The following is a 20562-nucleotide window of genomic DNA, read 5'->3' on the forward strand; positions in this document are numbered from 1 at the left end:
TGAAACGGTAAGCGAAAAAAAGAAATTAAAAAAAACGCTTGACGAAAACAAAGGTGCTGTGATATATTATAAAGGTCGCTGCTGACAAGCAACGACAACGAAAGATGAGACATTGATCTTTGAAAACTGAACAACGAGTGAGTGGGAAATCACGAAAGTGAAATCCAAATTAGAGAATTAATTTTCTCGTCAGATGTTTCAAAATGAGCATATCGCTCTTTTCAATACTAATTGGAGAGTTTGATCCTGGCTCAGGACGAACGCTGGCGGCGTGCCTAATACATGCAAGTCGAGCGGAGTCATTTTGAAAGCTTGCTTTCAAAATGACTTAGCGGCGGACGGGTGAGTAACACGTAGGCAACCTGCCCCTTAGACTGGGATAACTACCGGAAACGGTAGCTAATACCGGATAATTTCTTTTTTCTCCTGAAGGAAGAATGAAAGACGGAGCAATCTGTCACTGAGGGATGGGCCTGCGGCGCATTAGCTAGTTGGTGGGGTAACGGCCCACCAAGGCGACGATGCGTAGCCGACCTGAGAGGGTGAACGGCCACACTGGGACTGAGACACGGCCCAGACTCCTACGGGAGGCAGCAGTAGGGAATCTTCCGCAATGGACGAAAGTCTGACGGAGCAACGCCGCGTGAGTGATGAAGGTTTTCGGATCGTAAAGCTCTGTTGCCAGGGAAGAACGTCCGGTAGAGTAACTGCTATCGGAGTGACGGTACCTGAGAAGAAAGCCCCGGCTAACTACGTGCCAGCAGCCGCGGTAATACGTAGGGGGCAAGCGTTGTCCGGAATTATTGGGCGTAAAGCGCGCGCAGGCGGTCATTTAAGTCTGGTGTTTAAACCTTGGGCTCAACCTAAGGTCGCACTGGAAACTGGGTGACTTGAGTACAGAAGAGGAAAGTGGAATTCCACGTGTAGCGGTGAAATGCGTAGATATGTGGAGGAACACCAGTGGCGAAGGCGACTTTCTGGGCTGTAACTGACGCTGAGGCGCGAAAGCGTGGGGAGCAAACAGGATTAGATACCCTGGTAGTCCACGCCGTAAACGATGAGTGCTAGGTGTTAGGGGTTTCGATACCCTTGGTGCCGAAGTTAACACAGTAAGCACTCCGCCTGGGGAGTACGGTCGCAAGACTGAAACTCAAAGGAATTGACGGGGACCCGCACAAGCAGTGGAGTATGTGGTTTAATTCGAAGCAACGCGAAGAACCTTACCAGGTCTTGACATCCCTCTGAATCTGCTAGAGATAGCAGCGGCCTTCGGGACAGAGGAGACAGGTGGTGCATGGTTGTCGTCAGCTCGTGTCGTGAGATGTTGGGTTAAGTCCCGCAACGAGCGCAACCCTTAACTTTAGTTGCCAGCAAGTAATGTTGGGCACTCTAGAGTGACTGCCGGTGACAAACCGGAGGAAGGTGGGGATGACGTCAAATCATCATGCCCCTTATGACCTGGGCTACACACGTACTACAATGGCCGGTACAACGGGAAGCGAAGCCGCGAGGTGGAGCCAATCCCATCAAAGCCGGTCTCAGTTCGGATTGCAGGCTGCAACTCGCCTGCATGAAGTCGGAATTGCTAGTAATCGCGGATCAGCATGCCGCGGTGAATACGTTCCCGGGTCTTGTACACACCGCCCGTCACACCACGAGAGTTTACAACACCCGAAGTCGGTGGGGTAACCCGCAAGGGAGCCAGCCGCCGAAGGTGGGGTAGATGATTGGGGTGAAGTCGTAACAAGGTAGCCGTATCGGAAGGTGCGGCTGGATCACCTCCTTTCTATGGAGAATCGTCTTCTGCAATGAAGACATTCAAATCGGAAGTTAAACTTCCACAATAGAACCTTCGGGTTCGAACACTCACTCGTGTTCAGTTTTGAAAGAGCAAGTCTCTTTCGTATGCGTTTGGTGGCGATAGCGGAGGGGTTCCACACGTACCCATCCCGAACACGACCGTTAAGCCCTCCAGCGCCGATGGTACTTGGACCGAAGGGTCCTGGGAGAGTAGGACGCCGCCAAGCGAACAACCACTTTGGTTGATTCATAATATTATATATGTTATATGGGCTTTTAGCTCAGTTGGTTAGAGCGCACCTCTGATAAGGGTGAGGTCGGTGGTTCGAGTCCACCAAGGCCCACCATATAACTTATATCCCTTTATGGGGCCATAGCTCAGCTGGGAGAGCGCCTGCCTTGCAAGCAGGAGGTCAGCGGTTCGATCCCGCTTGGCTCCACCATAATTTTTAAATTCAATACTTTCTTTAACATTGATCCTTGAAAACTGGATACCGAAACGAATTTGCGTTTTAGAACATCTTTTAGCAACTTGTGCAAACAAGTAAATGTTATTAGTGAGATGATTCCAAAAGAGATATCGTATGATATTTTCCTGCGGAAAAATCAAGGTTAAGCTAATAAGAGCACACGGAGGATGCCTAGGCGCCAGGAGCCGACGAAGGACGTGGCGAACAACGAAACTGCCTCGGGGAGCTGTAAGCAAGCTTTGATCCGGGGGTGTCCGAATGGGGAAACCCAGCTGTGGTAATTCGCAGTTACTCACATCTGAATACATAGGGTGTGTAGAGGCAGACCAGGGGAACTGAAACATCTAAGTACCCTGAGGAAGAGAAAACAATAGTGATTCCGTCAGTAGCGGCGAGCGAACGCGGAACAGCCTAAACCTAAGAGCTTGCTCTTAGGGGTTGTGGGACGTCTCACATGGAGTTACAAAGGAATATGGTAGGCGAAGAGGTCTGGAAAGGCCCGCGATAGAGGTAAAAGCCCTGTAACCTAAACTGTGTTCTCTCCGAGACGGATCCCGAGTAGTGCGGGGCACGTGAAACCCCGTATGAATCCAGCAGGACCATCTGCTAAGGCTAAATACTACCTGGCGACCGATAGTGAAACAGTACCGTGAGGGAAAGGTGAAAAGCACCCCGGAAGGGGAGTGAAATAGAACCTGAAACCGTGTGCTTACAAAAAGTCAGAGCCCTATTCATGGGTGATGGCGTGCCTTTTGTAGAATGAACCGGCGAGTTACGTTTAACATGCAAGGTTAAGTCGAGAAGACGGAGCCGCAGCGAAAGCGAGTCTGAATAGGGCGATTGAGTATGTGGACGTAGACCCGAAACCGTGTGATCTACCCCTGTCCAGGGTGAAGGTGCGGTAACACGCACTGGAGGCCCGAACCCACGCACGTTGAAAAGTGCGGGGATGAGGTGGGGGTAGCGGAGAAATTCCAATCGAACTCGGAGATAGCTGGTTCTCCCCGAAATAGCTTTAGGGCTAGCCTCGGTATAAGAGTAGTGGAGGTAGAGCACTGATTGGGTGCGGGGTCCGCAAGGATTACCAAGCTCAGTCAAACTCCGAATGCCATATACTTATTGCCGGGAGTCAGACAGTGAGTGCTAAGATCCATTGTCAAAAGGGAAACAGCCCAGACCATCAGCTAAGGTCCCCAAGTGTGTGTTAAGTGGGAAAGGATGTGGAGTTGCACAGACAACCAGGATGTTGGCTTAGAAGCAGCCACCATTGAAAGAGTGCGTAATAGCTCACTGGTCGAGTGACTCTGCGCCGAAAATGTAACGGGGCTAAACACACCACCGAAGCTATGGCTAGATACGTATGTATCTGGGGTAGGGGAGCGTTGTATGTGGGTTGAAGGTGTACCGTAAGGAGCGCTGGACAGCATACAAGTGAGAATGCCGGTATGAGTAACGAAAAGATCAGTGAGAATCTGATCCGCCGAAAGCCCAAGGTTTCCTGAGGAAGGCTCGTCCGCTCAGGGTAAGTCGGGACCTAAGGCGAGGCCGAAAGGCGTAGTCGAAGGACAACAGTTTGAAATTACTGTACCACCGTAATCCGCTACGAGCGATGGGGTGACGCAGGAGGGTAGTGACGCGGACTGATGGATATGTCCGTCTAAGCAGTGAGGCTGATGTGTAGGCAAATCCGCACATCATTAAGGCTGGGCTGTGATGGGGAGCGAAAATTGTAGTAGCGAAGGTCATGATCTCACACTGCCAAGAAAAGCCTCTAGCCAGGAGAAGGTGCCCGTACCGCAAACCGACACAGGTAGGCGAGAAGAGAATTCTAAGGCGCGCGGAAGAACTCTCGTTAAGGAACTCGGCAAAATGACCCCGTAACTTCGGGAGAAGGGGTGCCCCGGTAGTGTGAATAGCACGAGGGGGCCGCAGTGAAAAGGCCCAAGCGACTGTTTAGCAAAAACACAGGTCTGTGCGAAGCCGCAAGGCGAAGTATACGGGCTGACGCCTGCCCGGTGCTGGAAGGTTAAGGGGAGTGGTTAGGGGTAACCCGAAGCTATGAACCGAAGCCCCAGTAAACGGCGGCCGTAACTATAACGGTCCTAAGGTAGCGAAATTCCTTGTCAGGTAAATTCTGACCCGCACGAATGGCGTAACGACTTGGGCGCTGTCTCAACGAGAGATCCGGTGAAATTTTAATACCTGTGAAGATGCAGGTTACCCGCGACAAGACGGAAAGACCCCATGGAGCTTTACTGCAGCTTGATATTGAATTTGGGTACGATCTGTACAGGATAGGTGGGAGCCGTAGAAATCGGAGCGCAAGCTTCGGTGGAGGCGCCGTTGGGATACCACCCTGATCGTATCTAGGTTCTAACCTAGTGCCCTAATCGGGTACGGGGACCGTGTCAGGCGGGCAGTTTGACTGGGGCGGTCGCCTCCTAAAGAGTAACGGAGGCGTTCCAAGGTTCCCTCAGAATGGTTGGAAATCATTCGAAGAGTGCAAAGGCATAAGGGAGCTTGACTGCGAGACCTACAAGTCGAGCAGGGACGAAAGTCGGACTTAGTGATCCGGTGGTACCGCATGGAAGGGCCATCGCTCAACGGATAAAAGCTACCCTGGGGATAACAGGCTTATCTCCCCCAAGAGTCCACATCGACGGGGAGGTTTGGCACCTCGATGTCGGCTCATCGCATCCTGGGGCTGAAGTAGGTCCCAAGGGTTGGGCTGTTCGCCCATTAAAGCGGTACGCGAGCTGGGTTCAGAACGTCGTGAGACAGTTCGGTCCCTATCTGTCGTGGGCGCAGGAAATTTGAGAGGAGCTGTCCTTAGTACGAGAGGACCGGGATGGACGTACCGCTGGTGCACCAGTTGTTCCGCCAGGAGCATGGCTGGGTAGCTACGTACGGACGGGATAAGCGCTGAAAGCATCTAAGCGTGAAGCCCCCCTCAAGATGAGATTTCCCAATTAGTAAGACCCCTTGAAGACGACGAGGTAGATAGGTTGGAGGTGGAAGTGCAGTAATGCATGGAGCTGACCAATACTAATCGGTCGAGGGCTTATCCTATACTTAAAATGCAAATTCAATTCGGATTCAGTTTTCAGGGAGTCAAATTCCTGTTTGGATTGCTGTGGTACTGATATCGTTTGGAGAGATACCCAAGTGGCTATAAGGGGACCCTCTGCTAAGGGGTTAGACTGCGTAAGCGGTGCGTGGGTTCGAATCCCACTCTCTCCGCCATTTTCAATCCATAGCATTTCTAATTATTGTGGCGGTGTAGCTCAGCTGGCTAGAGCGTACGGTTCATACCCGTGAGGTCGGGGGTTCGATCCCCTTCGCCGCTACCATAATACCTGGAGGCTTAGCTCAGCTGGGAGAGCATCTGCCTTACAAGCAGAGGGTCGGGGGTTCGATCCCCTCAGCCTCCACCATTATTACTTTTTTAGAAACACTTTTTACACCGTGCCGGTGTAGCTCAACTGGTAGAGCAACTGACTTGTAATCAGTAGGTTGGGGGTTCAAGTCCTCTCGCCGGCACCATTATTACTAATGCGGAACCGTGGTGTAGTTGGCCTAACATGCCTGCCTGTCACGCAGGAGATCGCGAGTTCGAATCTCGTCGGTTCCGCCATTTTTTCCACAAGATTAGGGTGGGAAGTTTAATACTACCACTTTATTTTTATGTCAATTTAATATGGCTCGATAGCTCAGTCGGTAGAGCAGAGGACTGAAAATCCTCGTGTCGGCGGTTCGAATCCGTCTCGAGCCACTTTTCCCTGGGGGATTAGCGAAGTGGCCAAACGCATCAGACTGTAAATCTGCTCACGTACGTGTTCGGTGGTTCGAATCCATCATCCCCCACCATTTATGAGCCATTAGCTCAGTTGGTAGAGCACCTGACTTTTAATCAGGGTGTCGAAGGTTCGAGTCCTTCATGGCTCATCCCAAACAGAAAGTCATCACCTTATGGTGATGGCTTTTTTTGTGTTTTGAAGTTGTATTATAGTAGCGCGCTAATGTAGCGATTAACATAATATAAGAGAATATGCTAAAATAGGCGAAAAGAGCAAAAGTGGTGGAGCATGGTGACTATGGATAGTGAGACATTGCGGAAAAAATTAGAGCAGCTCACCGGAAAGAGAACCGGAATCAAGCAGTTAGGGAGGCAGCATTCAGCTTCTCTTTTTAGCATGGGATTAGAAGCGCAGGATCAGCTGGTAATCCATGAGGGCCATCTCTGGGCACCTTTGTATGAGAGTGACGGACGTATAACCGCTGTTTGGGTAGAAATGGAAGGACTAAGCTCTCTGGAAGTACAATTGGTCAATTATGCAGTTCGGAATTTTGCTATTGCACTTAAAGCTACAGGGCTTAGAGAAGAAGGCGAAGTGGAGGCGCGGCAGCTTGGCGCCTGGTTAAACACAGAGCTAGAGCAAGAGAAGAATGACACTGAGATTCCGGATGAGATGACCTTAAAGGGGCGTCTGTTCGGTGACATGATTCCATTCCTCCTTAGTAGTGAGATTGCACACAGCCCACAGATAACTTATCGTTCACTGATGAAATTGCTGCGCAGCTATTTTGAGAACGAAATCCTGCTTATTCCTCTTCAAGAAAAGGAATGGTTAATTTTAGCCCGTAAAGAATTGCTTATGGGCGGGGATGATAAGGATGATGAAGAAGAGAGTGTAGATGATCTTCTAGCACAGACTAGTATGGGTTTACATGAGCTGATAGCTAGTGAATGGGTAGGTGTATTCCATTTGGCGGTGGCTCCGGCTATTGTCCCTGTTAAGGGATTAACAGGATCTGTGGCTTTGCTCAGGGAGACGATTGTACTTGGGCGTATTTTTCAAGTAGGAAAGTATATTCATTTACCTTGGGAGCTGCATTTGGAACGTTTGGTTAACAGCATACCTGACGTACGCCGTAAACAGCTGCTTGGACAAATTGGTGATTATTCCTCTGTACTATCAGATAAAGAAATGCTGCTGACCTTAGAGACTTTCTTCGAGATGGACTGTAATGTAAGTGAAACCGCCAAGAAGCTATATATCCATCGTAATACGCTGCTATACCGTCTGGATAAGATAAAACAAGAGACTGGGGCAGATGTAAGAAGCTTTGGGGACGCTGCTATTGTGAAGCTTACTATGCTTTTGTATAAAGTGACGAAAAGGAAATAGGTTTTTTGTGAACCTTACAAATAGCCATCGTGTCCTGACTGGGGTAATATAAATGTACAAGGAAACAGAATTTTTATTTTAACTAATTAATAATTAACTCGAGGGGGAAATACAATGGCAGGCGTACGTTTAGAGCATATTTTCAAAAAATACCCGGGTTCAGATAAAGCGACAGTAATCGATATCAATCTTGATATTAAAGATAAGGAATTTCTAGTATTGGTTGGACCTTCCGGTTGCGGTAAATCCACAACTTTGCGTATGATCGCTGGTTTGGAAGAAATCTCTGAAGGTAAAATGTACATTGGCGATCGTGTAGTTAACGACGTTGCACCTAAAGACCGCGATATCGCGATGGTATTCCAATCCTACGCCCTGTATCCGCATATGAGCGTATACCAAAACATGGCTTTCGGTTTGAAACTTCGTAAAGTGAAGAAGGATGAAATCGACAAGAAAGTTCGCGAAGCTGCTAAAATTCTCGATATCGAGCATTTGCTAGATCGTAAACCAAAAGCGCTTTCCGGTGGTCAACGCCAACGTGTCGCTTTGGGACGCGCTATCGTACGTGATCCACAAGTCTTCTTGATGGATGAGCCTCTTTCCAACTTGGATGCTAAACTTCGTGGTCAAATGCGTGCTGAAATCACTAAACTGGTTAAACGCCTTGAAACCACTTGTATCTACGTAACGCATGACCAAACAGAAGCTATGACAATGGGTGATCGCATCGTAGTTATGTATGATGGTATCATTCAACAAGCAGCTTCCCCTGAAGAGTTGTACAATGAACCTACAAACTTGTTCGTAGCTGGATTTATCGGATCCCCTACAATGAACTTTATCAATGGTACTTTGTCTGAAGTAAGCGGTTCTATCCGTTTCCGTGCTGAGAACCTTGATGTTGAAGTACCAGGCGGAAAAGCACAAATCATCCGCAACAAAGGTTACATCGGTAAAGAAGTAATCATGGGCGTTCGTCCAGAAGATATCCATGAAGAGCCAGTATTCTTGGAAGCTTCCCCGAACACAATCTTTACTTCATTGGTTGATGTTACTGAAAACCTTGGTCATGAAATGCTCCTTTACTTGAGCGGCCTTGGTAAATCTACTGTAATCGCTCGTGTAGATGGACGTTCCACTACTCGCGAAGGCAGCAAGCCAAAATTGGCTATCGACATGAACAAAATTCACTTCTTTGATAAAGAATCCGAAGCTAACATTTTGTTGGGATAAGATTGTAAAGATCTTTTCTCTCTTGATAAAGCCACCCGAAAGGGTGGCTTTATTGTTTAGATGGACCCTATTTGGTTAGGCGCTAAGATTGCATTCATAGGCGTTATCAATTAAGATAGCAGGAGAATTACCTCCGGAATGTAATGAGATCGCTGCCAACCGGACGCAGTAAGCGGACAAATACCGCAGGTGACGAAAGGACGAACTTACATGGCTAAGAAAGTAAAAGTATCTGAATTGGTACAGCATTTTCAATTAGAGGTTATTTCCGGCCAGGAAGGTCTAAAGAGACCCATTACGGTCGATGACCTGAATCGCCCTGGACTAGAGATTGCTGGTTATTTTGAATATTATCCAGAAGAACGTGTTCAATTGCTAGGCAAAACAGAACTCGCTTTTTTCTCCATGCTGCCTGAAGCTGAGCGGAAAAGTCGACTTCGTGGAATTTGTAATGACAACACACCTTGTATTGTAATTACACGTGGTTTGGATGTGCCTCAGGAGTTAATTGACATAAGTAATGAAAAGGCCCTTCCTGTGCTTCGGAGCTCCATGGCTACGACTATTTTCTCCAGCCGATTGACGAGCTTCTTAGAGGGAAAATTAGCCCCTACAGCAACGATCCATGGCGTACTTTGTGATGTATATGGTGTAGGTATGCTAATCACGGGTAGTAGTGGGATTGGTAAAAGTGAAACAGCACTTGAACTTGTAAAACGCGGACATCGCTTGATTGCTGATGATGCCGTAGAAATCCGTCAGACTTCAGATAACCAGCTGCATGGTACAGCACCTGAGTTAATCCGTCATTTACTGGAGATCCGTGGAGTAGGTATCATTAATGTAATGACACTTTTTGGTGCGGGTGCCATTCGTAATCATAAACGGATTACACTTGTTGTTAGATTGGAAGCTTGGCAGCAAGACAAGCAATATGACCGGCTTGGACTCGACGAGGAAACGACACGGATTATCGACACCGATGTTCCACTTGTAACGATTCCTGTACGCCCAGGACGTAACCTTGCTGTTATTATTGAGGTTGCAGCGATGAACTATCGCCTGAAACAAATGGGCTTTAATGCAGCCCTGCAGTTTACGAATAAGTTAACTGCGACCATATCTGAAGATATGGATGATCTCGATTAGGAGTGTGAGAGAATGTTCCCATTAGCACTAAATCCTATTGTCTTCTCAATTGGATCACTGCAAGTACACTGGTATGGATTAATACTAGGTTTCGGTGCACTCGCGGGGTTATATCTTGCGATCCGCGAGGGCAAACGGTTTGGTATCCCACAAGAATTCTTTATGGATATGCTGCTGCTAGGTGTGCCCTCAGCCATTATCGGGGCACGAATTTATTTTGTAGCATTTAAATGGGAGGATTATAAGGATAATTTAATAGATGTCTTTAAGATCTGGAACGGTGGCATTGCCATTTACGGTGCATTAATTGGAGCCATTATTTGTGGAATTATATATTTCCGCTATAAAGGCTACCCCTTCTGGCGTATCGTTGACATATGTGCACCCGGACTACTTGCGGGTCAAATGATTGGACGCTGGGGGAACTTTGTCAACCAAGAGGCATACGGCAGCGTGGTTGAAGAGTCTTTTTTACGGGATAAACTGCATTTACCTGACTTCATTGTGAACCAAATGTACATAGGGGATGCTTTTCATCATCCAACCTTCCTATATGAATCTCTTTGGAGCTTACTGGGCATCGCACTTCTCATGGTCCTCCGTCGACAAAAATTTGTGCGTGCCGGTGAGATCTTCATGTCTTACTTTATATGGTATTCCATCGGTCGTTTCTTCATAGAAGCCATACGTACGGACAGCTTGGCGTTTAATGGAAGTGCAGGCTTGGCATCCTTTATGAACGGATTGTGGAAACCGATGGAATGGCTAGGTTTTGAACAAGGATACTTGGACCCAAGCTATGGAAATATCCGTATTTCTCAGCTACTTGCTCTACTGATCATCGTTGCAGCTATACTGCTTATCATTATTCGTAGGGTCACCGGAGAGCCTAAAGCACATTATTCTGATCCTATCGTATGTACTAAACCGATCAAAGCAGATACCGTAGTGCCAGAAAGTGCAGTAAATACACCGCAGAAAGCTCGTCATGGGGCACAACCTGAACAAGGACAGCCTGCGGATGGAGATAAGAAGGAGCAGTAAAGCTTATGATAGAATGCGTTCTTTTTGATCTGGATGGAACGATTGTCGATACGAATGAACTAATTATTAGTTCGTTTATGTACGCGCTGAAGGACAATGGTCTGGCTCCACTCACCAGGGAAGAGATTATTCCGCATATGGGCACGACCCTTCAGCAACAGATGAGAGTCTTCTCTGGACTTGAGGATGTAAGTGGTGCGCTAGAAAGATCCTACCGTTCTTATAATTATGAACATCACGATGAGTTAGTACGTCCCTTTCCTCAGGTGAATGAGACGATGGAGGAGCTCTTACGTCGTGGGATTAAAATGGGAATTGTAACCACAAAAATTCGTCCAACAACGATTAAATCGCTTGAGATGTTTGATTTGCTAAAGTACATGGATACGATTGTGACGGTGAACGATGTTACTGAACCAAAGCCACATCCAGAGCCTGTTCTGACAGCAGTCAATAACCTTGGTGTTGATCCTCGTAAAACGCTTATGGTGGGTGACAGTACGGTTGATATTCAGTCAGCAAAAGCTGCTGGTGTATATGCGGCTGGCGTATCGTGGTCATTAAAAGGCGAAGAGACTCTCCGCAAGTATGATCCCGACTATATCATCCATAACATGAAGGATATTATAGAAATTGTGGAACGAGGAACGAGTGAATCGTGAGAAACGTAACCCGATATCCTGTAGAAGGTCATAACTCACTTTGGTACATTTACCGTACGGTCAGCCCATGGAAGGGTGTCCGCAACTTTATTTTTATTCAAATCGCACGTTATTGCCCAATTCTACCGTTAAAGAATTGGATCTATCGTCGGATTCTCGGTATGAAGGTTGGGAAGCATACCTCCTTCGGTCTGATGGCGATGGTGGATGTGTTTTTTCCGGAAAAAATAACGGTGGGTGAGAACTCTATTATCGGTTATAACACGACGATTCTGGCGCATGAGTATCTAATCAAGGAATATCGGCTAGGCGAAGTAGTGATTGGTGAAAATGTATTGATCGGCGCGAATACAACGATTCTTCCCGGTGTGACCATCGGTGATTGGGCAGTTATTGCCGCAGGATCAGTAGTACACAAGGATGTGGCAGCCGGCTCTTTTGTCGGAGGCAATCCGCTGCGAGAGCTGCGCCCATCTTCATCGGAAGATTCCTCGGAACAAGTGTAAAAGATGCTTCGTAAACCCTGCAGTTTCATATTGCGTTTTTTTAGCGCAGGATCTGCAGGGTTTCTTGCGTCTTGGAGAAACTTATTAAGGAAACTTTAAGATCTTCTTAAGTTTTTCAAACAGATGCATTCGATATAATAATCGTTAGTGATAAGGCGAATCCCACGCTAGGCATTCAGCTTCTAATATCAGAATGTAAAATCAGCAGGTGCAGGCTTCCTGATATTTCAGTTTCAACATTCCGCTTAGCGTCTCTATGAACAACCATCATAGTAGAGAAGAGGAATAGAACATGAACACTGCGAGACAGGAAAGACTGCCCCAACTGGATATTTTCAGAGCATTAGCTATATTAGGTGTATTGCATGTGCATTCCTCATCTTTTGCTGCTGGAGAGCAGGCACTGCATTCTCCTTATTATTACTGGCTGAACTGGATGAACATTTTCTTTAAATTCGGCACGCCTTCATTTATTTTCCTTAGCAGCTTCGTATTGTTTTATAATTATTATGGTCGTCCTGTGACACGCAGCTTGATCATTAATTTCTATCGTCGTCGATTAAAGTATATTTTACTGCCCTATTTTCTAGCTTCTGTAGGGTACTATGCACTAACCTTATATGTGAACGGACGATTGACGCAGAACCTCGGAGACAACTTGTTAAGCTTTTCTAGAGCGTTATTCTCGGGTTCAGCCTATGCTCATCTGTATTTTGTGTTTATTAGTATTCAGTTTTATGTGCTTTTTCCAGTGCTGCTTAAGCTGTTGCAGAGCTCCCGATTCTTAGTACGATGGGCGGTTCCGCTCGGGTTTGCTCTTCAGTGGGGGTTTATTTTCTGGAATAAGTACGAACTGCACATTGTTGAAAAAGGGAGCTTGGCGATCTCCTATTTAGCTTATTATATGATGGGTGCTTATATTGCCATTCACTTTGAGAAGGTGAAGCAATGGCTGATAAAGCCATGGACAGAGCTGCCTGCTAAGCAAAAGGGATGGACTGCCCTATTAGTGAGCTTGTGGTTAATTGCAGCCTTTATCCATGTGCAGCTATGGTATGTGGCCCGCCATTTTGGGGTGTGGACGGATTCGCTGTGGTACGAGCTGTTATGGAATGTCCATACGATATTGTCAGCGTTGGTGCTGCTGTATGCTGCATTTTTGATCCACCGTAGGGCTCCACGCAGGATGGTCGCTTTTTTGACTCGTCTGGGTGAGCTGTCATTTGCAATTTATTTGATTCATCCGCTATTGCTGGCGATATATCGCAGGTTCCGATATCATATTCCCCTAGAGTCGCTAACTTATGTTTTCTTTATCTATGGAGGACTTGCGTTTGCGCTGGGAGGAAGCTGGTTCATGGTGCAGTTTGCTTTTCGCCGAATTCCTAAGTTATGGATCTTCTTAGGGAGTGTTCCTCGGTCTTTAGAGTCTAGTTCCAAGGTAAAGTCAGGACATGCCTCTGATGAGATGAGGAAGGTTAATACTTGATTAAGGCATCATTTGGATGCGGAGCTTAACAGGAGGAAAGATCATGAAACAAAAAGAAAGAATTCCGCAGCTGGATATTTTCCGCGCGATTGCTATTTTTGCAGTGCTAGCTATTCATGCGACTTCGCGAACGTTGGCGGAGACATTAGGTACAAACATGTTTCATCCGTTCTTATTTATTAATAAATTCAGCCAGTTCGCCGTACCTTCATTCATATTTTTAAGTGGGTTCGTGCTGTTCTATAACTATATTGATCGTCCACTGGGCGGAAAGACGCTGGGGAAGTTCTACAGTAGAAGGCTGCTTTATATTATTGTGCCCTATGTGCTATTCTCGCTGCTATATTTCGCTTTAAAAATGACGGCCGGTCATACATGGAGCTTACCTCCAGGGGAGATGACTTCTAAGCTTTGGAAGTATTTATGGACAGGAACGGCATATACGCATTTGTATTACATTATTATCATTATTCAGTTCTACGTATTATTTCCGCTTATTCTGTGGTGTCTGCAAAAGGTTCGCCGTCTGGCGGCTTGGGCGCCGCTAATCGGATTAATTCTACAATGGGGTTTCGTACTACTGAATAAATACATGACTAATAACGGGTATTGGCAGTTGTCCAAAGGCAGTCTGGCAATCACTTATTTCTCGTATTTCTTGCTGGGTGCTGGGATTGCAGTATATTATTCTTCTCTGAAAAAATGGCTGGTGCCTTCACGTGAAGGCTGGCGCACTGGTAAAGGTCCGGTATGGATTACATTGTGGTTGTTATGGATCGTAGCAGGGGTTGTTCATGTTGAGCTATGGTTTAACAACTATACGAAGAAAACAGTCATTAATAGTTTATGGTATGAGGGATTCTCTAACCTCCATGCGCTGCTCTCTTGCTTGGTGCTGCTGCAAGTATCCTTCTTACTGTACGGAGCGGGCCGAAGCTTGCTTACAAGATTGTTGTTATCTGCCGGAGCCTGCTCTTTCGGAATCTATCTGCTTCACCCTTTACTGCTATTTTTCTATAGAAAAATACCGTTTCACGGGGGTTCTCTTGCCTATACCGCAGCAATTGCTGGGGGTTGGCTCTTTGCATTGTTAGGTTCATGGCTGGTAGTGGCTGTAGCCTTCCGATATCTTAAATCAGCTTGGATCATTTTCGGATCGGGTCCACAAAAAGCGAAAACGAATTCCAAAGGTGCGTAACTAAGTTATGCATTAATGGTAATAAAGAAAGCGTCGGTATTCCACCATTGGGTGGATTGACCGGCGCTTTTTAATTTATTATATTTGCCGCTGAAATTCTGCAATGGCTTGATACTGGCTTTCAAGACTACGGTAAACAGAAATATAAATCGGTAGCAGCTGTTTGTATATTTTGGTATGTTCATCTATTGGATCATGCTTATAGGTTGAACCGATCATGTCAAACACCACATCAAAAGAATCGACTCGACCTGTTGCATAAAGGCCAAGTACAACCGCCCCGAGGCAGGAGCTCTCGATACTCTCCGGAATGACAACCTCCTGATCAAAGATATCAGCCATCATCTGCCGCCACACCGAGGAGCGGGCGAAGCCGCCTGTGGCTAGGATTCTGCTTGGGCGTCCGATTTGCTCTTCCATAGCAAGAAGCACCATATACATATTGAAGATTACGCCCTCAAGTACTGACCGAATCATATGTTCTTTATGGTGATTCATAGATAGGCCAAAGAAGGAGCCGCGGGCATCCGGATTCCACAGTGGTGCCCGTTCACCAGTTAAGTAGGGATGGAACAGAAGCCCACCGCTGCCTGGTGGAACCTGTTCCGCGATGCGGGTCAGCACCTCATAAGGGTCAATGCCAAGACGTTTGGCGGTTTCGACTTCGGAGGCGGCGAACTCATCCCGTACCCAACGGAACAGCATACCGCCATTATTAACCGGTCCTCCGACCACCCAATGATTTGGAGTAAGATTATAACAGAAGGTCCGTCCTTTGGGATCGGTGAGCGGGTGATCCACTACGGTACGTATTGCTCCGCTGGTTCCAATCGTAGCGGCCACTACACCTGGTTCAATGGCACCTACGCCGAGGTTGGATAAGACGCCGTCACTGGCTCCAACAACAAATGGGGTTGTAGGGAGCAGTAAAAGCTGCTCTGCCAGACCGGGAAGCAGTCCATGCATAATCTGCGTGGTGGGAACAAGCCGCGAGAGCTGATCCGCTGTGATATGGGCAATCTCTAAAGCTTCTTTATCCCATTCTAGATTCTCCAGATTGAGCATGCCTGTGCAAGAGGCAATGGAATGATCAATGATGTATTCGCCAAACAGTCTTGCGAATATGTATTCTTTTATGGAAATAAATTTATAGGTTTGGTGGAATACGTCAGGCTGCTCTTCGCGAAGCCACATTAGCTTGGTGATCGGAGACATGGGGTGTATAGGTGTTCCTGTACGCAGATACAATTCATGGCCGTTTAGCTCCTCCTTTAAACGAAGTGCGCATCCGGCGCTGCGATTATCGGCCCATGTGATGCAGGCAGTTAGGGCTTTACCCAGTTTATCAACTGCAATGACACTGTGCATGGCTGAGCTGAAGGAGACGAATAGGATTGCATCCGCAGAGACACCGCTTTGCCGCATAACAGCAGAGATAGTATGGAAAACTGCATTCAGGATTTGCTCTGGGTCTTGCTCCGCTATTGAGGGTAAGGGCTGATGTAAAGGATATCCTACATTAGCTTGTGCAACTATGGCTCCTTTTTCCTCGAAGAGAACTGCCTTGGTACTCGTAGTTCCGATATCAACGCCAATCATATAGGATTTAGTCACGCATTAGCCCTTCTTTCTAGTTGTGGGTAGATTTTTAGAACACAAATTACAGAATTATGAAGTACAATCATATTAGCTCATTATAGTATTGGATAAACGTGGAGGCAAAATAAAGGGATTCCCAAGTTTTGGTTCGAAGTACATAAGTGTTTAATTTAGACAAGCTTAAGCATACAAGCATTTGAAATGAAGTTATAGGCTTTACCTCGTTTGATTGACGAAAAAGCAGTGAACATGATACGATATTGAAAATACTTTAATTTGCTACCACTTTACCATAGTAAAGTAAAAATAAACAGTATCTAATGATAACTGACGAGGTGAACAATGAAGATGTCCAAACCAAAGGGATTTGAGAAGCCGTCTGGCGTTCGGGACTATCTGCCCCGGGCCGTAACAAAATTACGCAAAATTGAGAATGATGTCCTGCATTGTATGAGTCGCTGGGGTTATCAGCAAATGATGACTCCGACGCTAGAATATTACGATACGGTTGGCGTGGCTAGCTCAACGTCCGACCAAAAGCTTTATAAATTGCTCAACAATCGTGGTCAGGCGCTAGTGCTTCGTTCTGAAATGACTGCTCCAGTTGCCCGTGTTGTTGCATCTTTATTGAAGGATGAGCCATTACCATTGCGGTTATCCTATCACGCTAATGTCTTCCGTGCCATAGAGGAAGAAGCAGGGCGGGAAGCGGAGTTCTTCCAGACAGGGGTCGAGCTGGTAGGTGATGACTCACCTGAGGCTGATGCTGAAGTAGTAGCGCTCGCGATTTCATCGTTGCAGGCTGCGGGTGTGAAGTCTTTTAAAATCGCTATGGGGCATGTCGGTTTTCTGAATGGTTTATTTCAAGAGGCACTTCCAGAATTACCGGAGGTTCAAGAGGAGCTGAAGAGTCATTTGCTGGGCCGTGACTATGTCTCTTTCCGTGAGACCTTACGGAGACTGGATCTGACGGAAGCTCAGAAGAATGAACTGGATGGATTGCTGCGTTTACGTGGGGGTAAGGAGATCTGTGGACAGGCACTAGAGCTTAGCAGTCATCCGCTTGCCCGTCATTCGATAGACCATTTGTGTAAGGTATGGGAGGTACTAGTCTCTTACGGGGTATCACAGCATGTACTGATTGATCTGACGATGATCGGGGACTTTTCCTATTATACAGGTATGACATTTGAAGGGTATGCAGCAGAATTAGGATTTCCGGTATGCAGTGGAGGTAGATATGACAATCTGCTGCAGCAGTTTGGCCGTCCGATCCCATCCACAGGGTTTTCTTTAAAAACAAATCGAATTCTCGATGGTGTGACCGGCTCAAACGAAGAGGAAGAGCTACCCATCTTAATCCAATATGATGCTACTCGCAGAAAAGAAGGTCTGGAAGAGGCAACACGCTTGCGGTCGGAAGGTCACGCAGTAGTGACTAGATTGGCAGCAGGACCAGAAGAGCTTGAAACGGTGAAGCGTTTGGATACGGACACAGTCGAAGCAGAGGGTGTGCGGTACGGAGAAATTTATACCTTTGTGTCTTTTATAAGTGAGCATGGCTGAGATATCGCTAGTAAGAATGAGCGATTAAGATAAATTTTGCATGGAGATGGAAAAGGAGGCAACTTAACGATGGCACAGATTTTGAAGGTCGCTATGCCCAAAGGTCGGATTTATGAAAAGGCTGCTGAGCTGTTCCGCCAGGCAGGTCTCCCGATTCCACCAGATGGTGAGGCATCCCGCAAGCTTGTTATTCCACTGCCTGAGGCAGGGATGGAGTTTATATTAGCGAAACCAGTAGATGTACCTACATATGTAGAATATGGTGTGGCGGATATTGGAATCGTGGGCAAGGACGTATTGCTGGAGGAAGATCGTGATGTATATGAGCTGCTTGATCTTGGCATTGCTCGATGCCGGATGTCGATCATTGGATTGCCGAACTGGCAGCCGGGAATTCAGCAGCGTGTGGCGACGAAATATCCGAATGTAGCATCAAAGTATTTCCGGGAACAGGGACAACAGGTCGAGGTTGTGAAACTAAATGGTTCAATTGAGCTTGCGCCGCTGATTGGTCTCGCTGATCGTATCGTGGATATGGTAGAAACCGGGCAAACGCTGCGGGATAATGGGTTAATTGAAATGAAGAGCATATTCGAAATTACGAGCCGCCTTGTGGCGAATCGTGTGAGCTATCGGATGAAAAATGAAGAGATACAGCAGCTGTGTGATCGACTGCAGGCGGTTATAGGGGAACCTAATTTGCGGTAGGTGGCAAGAGACGTTAAGGGGTAAAGGGAGGAACCAGCGATGAAGGTTGTATCGAGCAAGGATTTTAAGCTAGAGCGAGAAGTAGAGTATGGAACACCGGAGCAAAATAAGGCGGTAAAGGAAATTGTGGCCGCTATTAAAAAAGAAGGAGACACGGCGCTTCTTCGCTACACGGAGCAATTTGACGGTGTTGCGCTTACGCCTAATCAGCTACGGGTAACCCCGGAAGAGCTTCAGGCGGCATATGGTCGAGTAGAAGAATCTTTCGTATCCGCTATTCAAGCGGCCGCAGCAAATATCCGGGCTTTTCATGCTAGACAGAAACGGAATTCGTGGATGGACTTGCAGCCTGATGGTACGATTCTGGGGCAGATTATTCGTCCGCTGAAGCGGGTAGGGGTATATGTTCCTGGCGGCAAGGCAGCTTATCCTTCCTCGGTGCTGATGAACGTGATCCCTGCGCAGATCGCGGGCGTGCCGGAGATCGTTATGGTAACCCCGCCATCCACCGGCGGCAAAGAAGGAATTGATCCTTACATCCTGGTCGCTGCCGCAGAAGCAGGTGTGAATGAAATCTACCGTGTGGGCGGAGCGCAGGCGGTAGCTGCTTTGGCTTTTGGGACGGAGAGCATAGCACCGGTAGATAAGATATGTGGACCCGGCAATATATACGTTGCGCTGGCGAAACGCGAGGTATATGGCGCCGTGGACATCGACAGTATCGCGGGACCAAGCGAGATTGTCGTGCTCGCAGATGAGACCGCTGAGCCGGCCTATGTCGCAGCGGATCTGCTCTCGCAGGCCGAGCATGACGAGATGGCCTCAGCGATTCTGGTTACGCCATCGCAGAGCTTGGCGGATAGTGTGGCAGCCGAAGTGGAGCGTCAGCTACAGGAGCTGCCCCGTCAGGCGATCGCCCGTTCATCAGTAGAGAACTACGGCGCGATCATTGTTGTGGAATCTATGGAGGAGGGAATCTCCGTAGTGAATCGTTTGGCGCCAGAGCATCTAGAGATTGTTGTCGAGGATCCGATGGGTCTTGTGGGCAGCATCGAGAATGCTGGAGCGATCTTCTTGGGAGCATATAGCTCCGAGCCCGTGGGCGATTATTTTGCCGGACCAAATCATATTATTCCGACCAATGGTACAGCACGGTTCTCGTCACCAGTGGACGTGGATGATTTTATAAAGAAATCAAGTCTGATCTATTACAGTAAGGAAGCCCTCCTTCGAGATGGGAAGACCATTATAGAGCTGGCACGTCGCGAAGGCTTAGAAGGTCACGCACGAGCTATTGAGATTCGATTAGAGAATGAAGGAAAAGGTGGAGACGGATATGGAGAACAATAATGAACAGGCCTTGCGCCAGTCGGGGCTAAGCCGTAAAACAAACGAGACGGATATCAAGCTGTCTCTTAACGTAGATGGAAGTGGAGTTTCCGAGCTGGAGACGGATGTTCCTTTTTTGAATCATATGCTGGATTTGTTTACGAAGCACGGTCAGTTTGATCTATCTGTACAGGCCCGTGGAGATATCGAAATTGATGATCACCACACGGTTGAAGACATTGGGATCTGCCTAGGTCAAGCATTGTACGAAGCACTAGGTGATAAAAAAGGAATCAAACGTTATGCGAGTGTTTTTGTACCGATGGATGAGGCGTTGGCACAGGTTGTAATCGATATTAGCAATCGGCCGCACTTTGAATATCGCGCAACGTATCCTTCACAGCAGGTGGGCAGCTTTTCGACGGAGCTTGTTCAGGAGTTCTTATGGAAGTTCGCACTGGAAGCTCGGATTACGCTGCATGTGATCGTACACTACGGTTCTAACACACATCACATGATTGAGGCTGTATTCAAGGCTCTCGGACGTGCGCTCGATGAAGCGACACTGATTGACCCGCGTGTGAAGGGTGTGCCTTCTACGAAGGGAGTGCTGTAGC

Annotated in this window: 13 protein-coding genes, 10 tRNA genes and 3 rRNA genes; 25 read left to right on the forward strand and 1 reads right to left on the reverse strand. The window is 47.3% G+C overall.

Translation table 11 applies throughout. The annotated features are described in order from the left end of the window. Positions 1–228 precede the first annotated feature (228 nt). The 21 genes from ACDZ28_RS08760 (at position 229) to ACDZ28_RS08860 (ending at position 14743) form a co-directional block, all read left to right on the forward strand. Positions 229–1786 (forward strand): 16S ribosomal RNA (locus ACDZ28_RS08760). A gap of 124 nt (positions 1787–1910) precedes the next feature. Further along, positions 1911–2027 (forward strand): 5S ribosomal RNA (rrf, locus tag ACDZ28_RS08765). Between the two features lie 43 nt (positions 2028–2070). Continuing rightward, positions 2071–2147, forward strand: a tRNA-Ile gene (locus ACDZ28_RS08770). Between the two features lie 20 nt (positions 2148–2167). Further along, positions 2168–2243: transfer RNA gene (locus ACDZ28_RS08775), tRNA-Ala, on the forward strand. Between the two features lie 167 nt (positions 2244–2410). Beyond that, positions 2411–5339 (forward strand): 23S ribosomal RNA (locus ACDZ28_RS08780). Together the 16S, 23S and 5S rRNA genes with 10 tRNA genes alongside form the textbook arrangement of a ribosomal RNA operon. An 82-nt stretch (positions 5340–5421) precedes the next feature. Next, positions 5422–5513, forward strand: a tRNA-Ser gene (locus ACDZ28_RS08785). A gap of 30 nt (positions 5514–5543) precedes the next feature. After that, positions 5544–5620 (forward strand) — tRNA-Met (locus tag ACDZ28_RS08790). A gap of 8 nt (positions 5621–5628) precedes the next feature. Then, positions 5629–5704 (forward strand) — tRNA-Val (locus ACDZ28_RS08795). Between the two features lie 33 nt (positions 5705–5737). Next, positions 5738–5813 (forward strand) — tRNA-Thr (locus ACDZ28_RS08800). A gap of 13 nt (positions 5814–5826) precedes the next feature. Beyond that, positions 5827–5904 (forward strand) — tRNA-Asp (locus ACDZ28_RS08805). A 65-nt stretch (positions 5905–5969) separates the two neighbouring features. After that, positions 5970–6042, forward strand: a tRNA-Phe gene (locus tag ACDZ28_RS08810). 9 nt (positions 6043–6051) lie between these two features. Continuing rightward, positions 6052–6137 (forward strand) — tRNA-Tyr (locus ACDZ28_RS08815). A 5-nt stretch (positions 6138–6142) separates the two neighbouring features. Continuing rightward, positions 6143–6215, forward strand: a tRNA-Lys gene (locus tag ACDZ28_RS08820). 149 nt (positions 6216–6364) lie between these two features. Then, a complete protein-coding gene (locus tag ACDZ28_RS08825; protein WP_375104454.1) occupies positions 6365–7459 on the forward strand; it encodes a PucR family transcriptional regulator in 1095 nt (364 codons plus the stop codon). A 114-nt stretch (positions 7460–7573) separates the two neighbouring features. Next, the gene (locus tag ACDZ28_RS08830) at positions 7574–8695 is read left to right on the forward strand and encodes an ABC transporter ATP-binding protein (protein WP_042123255.1); all 1122 of its coding nucleotides are present in this window, start codon (positions 7574–7576) and stop codon (positions 8693–8695) included. Between the two features lie 210 nt (positions 8696–8905). Next, positions 8906–9844 carry an HPr(Ser) kinase/phosphatase gene (gene hprK / locus ACDZ28_RS08835; protein WP_042123257.1) on the forward strand — a complete coding sequence of 313 codons (939 nt, stop codon included), beginning with the start codon at positions 8906–8908 and terminating at the stop codon, positions 9842–9844. 12 nt (positions 9845–9856) lie between these two features. Continuing rightward, entirely contained in the window at positions 9857–10888 is a 1032-nt protein-coding gene (gene lgt / locus ACDZ28_RS08840) for a prolipoprotein diacylglyceryl transferase (protein ID WP_339288751.1), read from the forward strand. 5 nt (positions 10889–10893) lie between these two features. Then, positions 10894–11550 (forward strand): pyrophosphatase PpaX, encoded by a 657-nt coding sequence (gene ppaX, locus ACDZ28_RS08845; RefSeq protein WP_076116241.1) that lies wholly within the window; start codon positions 10894–10896, stop codon positions 11548–11550. Then, on the forward strand, positions 11547–12056 hold the full coding sequence (locus ACDZ28_RS08850; RefSeq protein ID WP_375104455.1) for an acyltransferase: 510 nt from the start codon (positions 11547–11549) through the stop codon (positions 12054–12056). Before ppaX ends, ACDZ28_RS08850 begins: the two co-directional genes overlap by 4 nt. A 292-nt stretch (positions 12057–12348) precedes the next feature. Then, positions 12349–13545, forward strand: coding sequence for an acyltransferase (locus ACDZ28_RS08855; protein WP_042123266.1), 1197 nt, complete (start codon positions 12349–12351; stop codon positions 13543–13545). Between the two features lie 43 nt (positions 13546–13588). Next, positions 13589–14743, forward strand: a complete 1155-nt coding sequence (locus ACDZ28_RS08860; protein WP_375104456.1) for an acyltransferase — start codon at positions 13589–13591, stop codon at positions 14741–14743. Positions 14744–14821: 78 nt separating this feature from the next. Here the strand turns inward: ACDZ28_RS08860 and gntK are convergent, their stop codons facing one another. Continuing rightward, on the reverse strand, positions 14822–16342 hold the full coding sequence (gene gntK, locus ACDZ28_RS08865; protein ID WP_375105324.1) for a gluconokinase: 1521 nt from the start codon (positions 16340–16342) through the stop codon (positions 14822–14824). Between the two features lie 348 nt (positions 16343–16690). Between gntK and ACDZ28_RS08870 the strand changes: the two genes are divergently transcribed. The 4 genes from ACDZ28_RS08870 (at position 16691) to hisB (ending at position 20561) form a co-directional block, all read left to right on the forward strand. Then, positions 16691–17908: an ATP phosphoribosyltransferase regulatory subunit gene (locus ACDZ28_RS08870; RefSeq protein WP_042131750.1), complete on the forward strand. Its 1218-nt coding sequence runs from the start codon at positions 16691–16693 to the stop codon at positions 17906–17908. Positions 17909–17977: 69 nt separating this feature from the next. Next, on the forward strand, positions 17978–18616 hold the full coding sequence (gene hisG / locus ACDZ28_RS08875; protein ID WP_042123270.1) for an ATP phosphoribosyltransferase: 639 nt from the start codon (positions 17978–17980) through the stop codon (positions 18614–18616). Positions 18617–18655: 39 nt separating this feature from the next. Beyond that, positions 18656–19966, forward strand: coding sequence for a histidinol dehydrogenase (gene hisD / locus ACDZ28_RS08880; protein ID WP_042123273.1), 1311 nt, complete (start codon positions 18656–18658; stop codon positions 19964–19966). After that, the gene (gene hisB, locus ACDZ28_RS08885) at positions 19953–20561 is read left to right on the forward strand and encodes an imidazoleglycerol-phosphate dehydratase HisB (RefSeq protein WP_042123275.1); all 609 of its coding nucleotides are present in this window, start codon (positions 19953–19955) and stop codon (positions 20559–20561) included. Before hisD ends, hisB begins: the two co-directional genes overlap by 14 nt. Position 20562: the final 1 nt, after the last annotated feature.

Source organism: Paenibacillus sp. RS8 (genome assembly GCF_041956825.1).
Lineage (GTDB): Bacteria > Bacillota > Bacilli > Paenibacillales > Paenibacillaceae > Paenibacillus_AQ.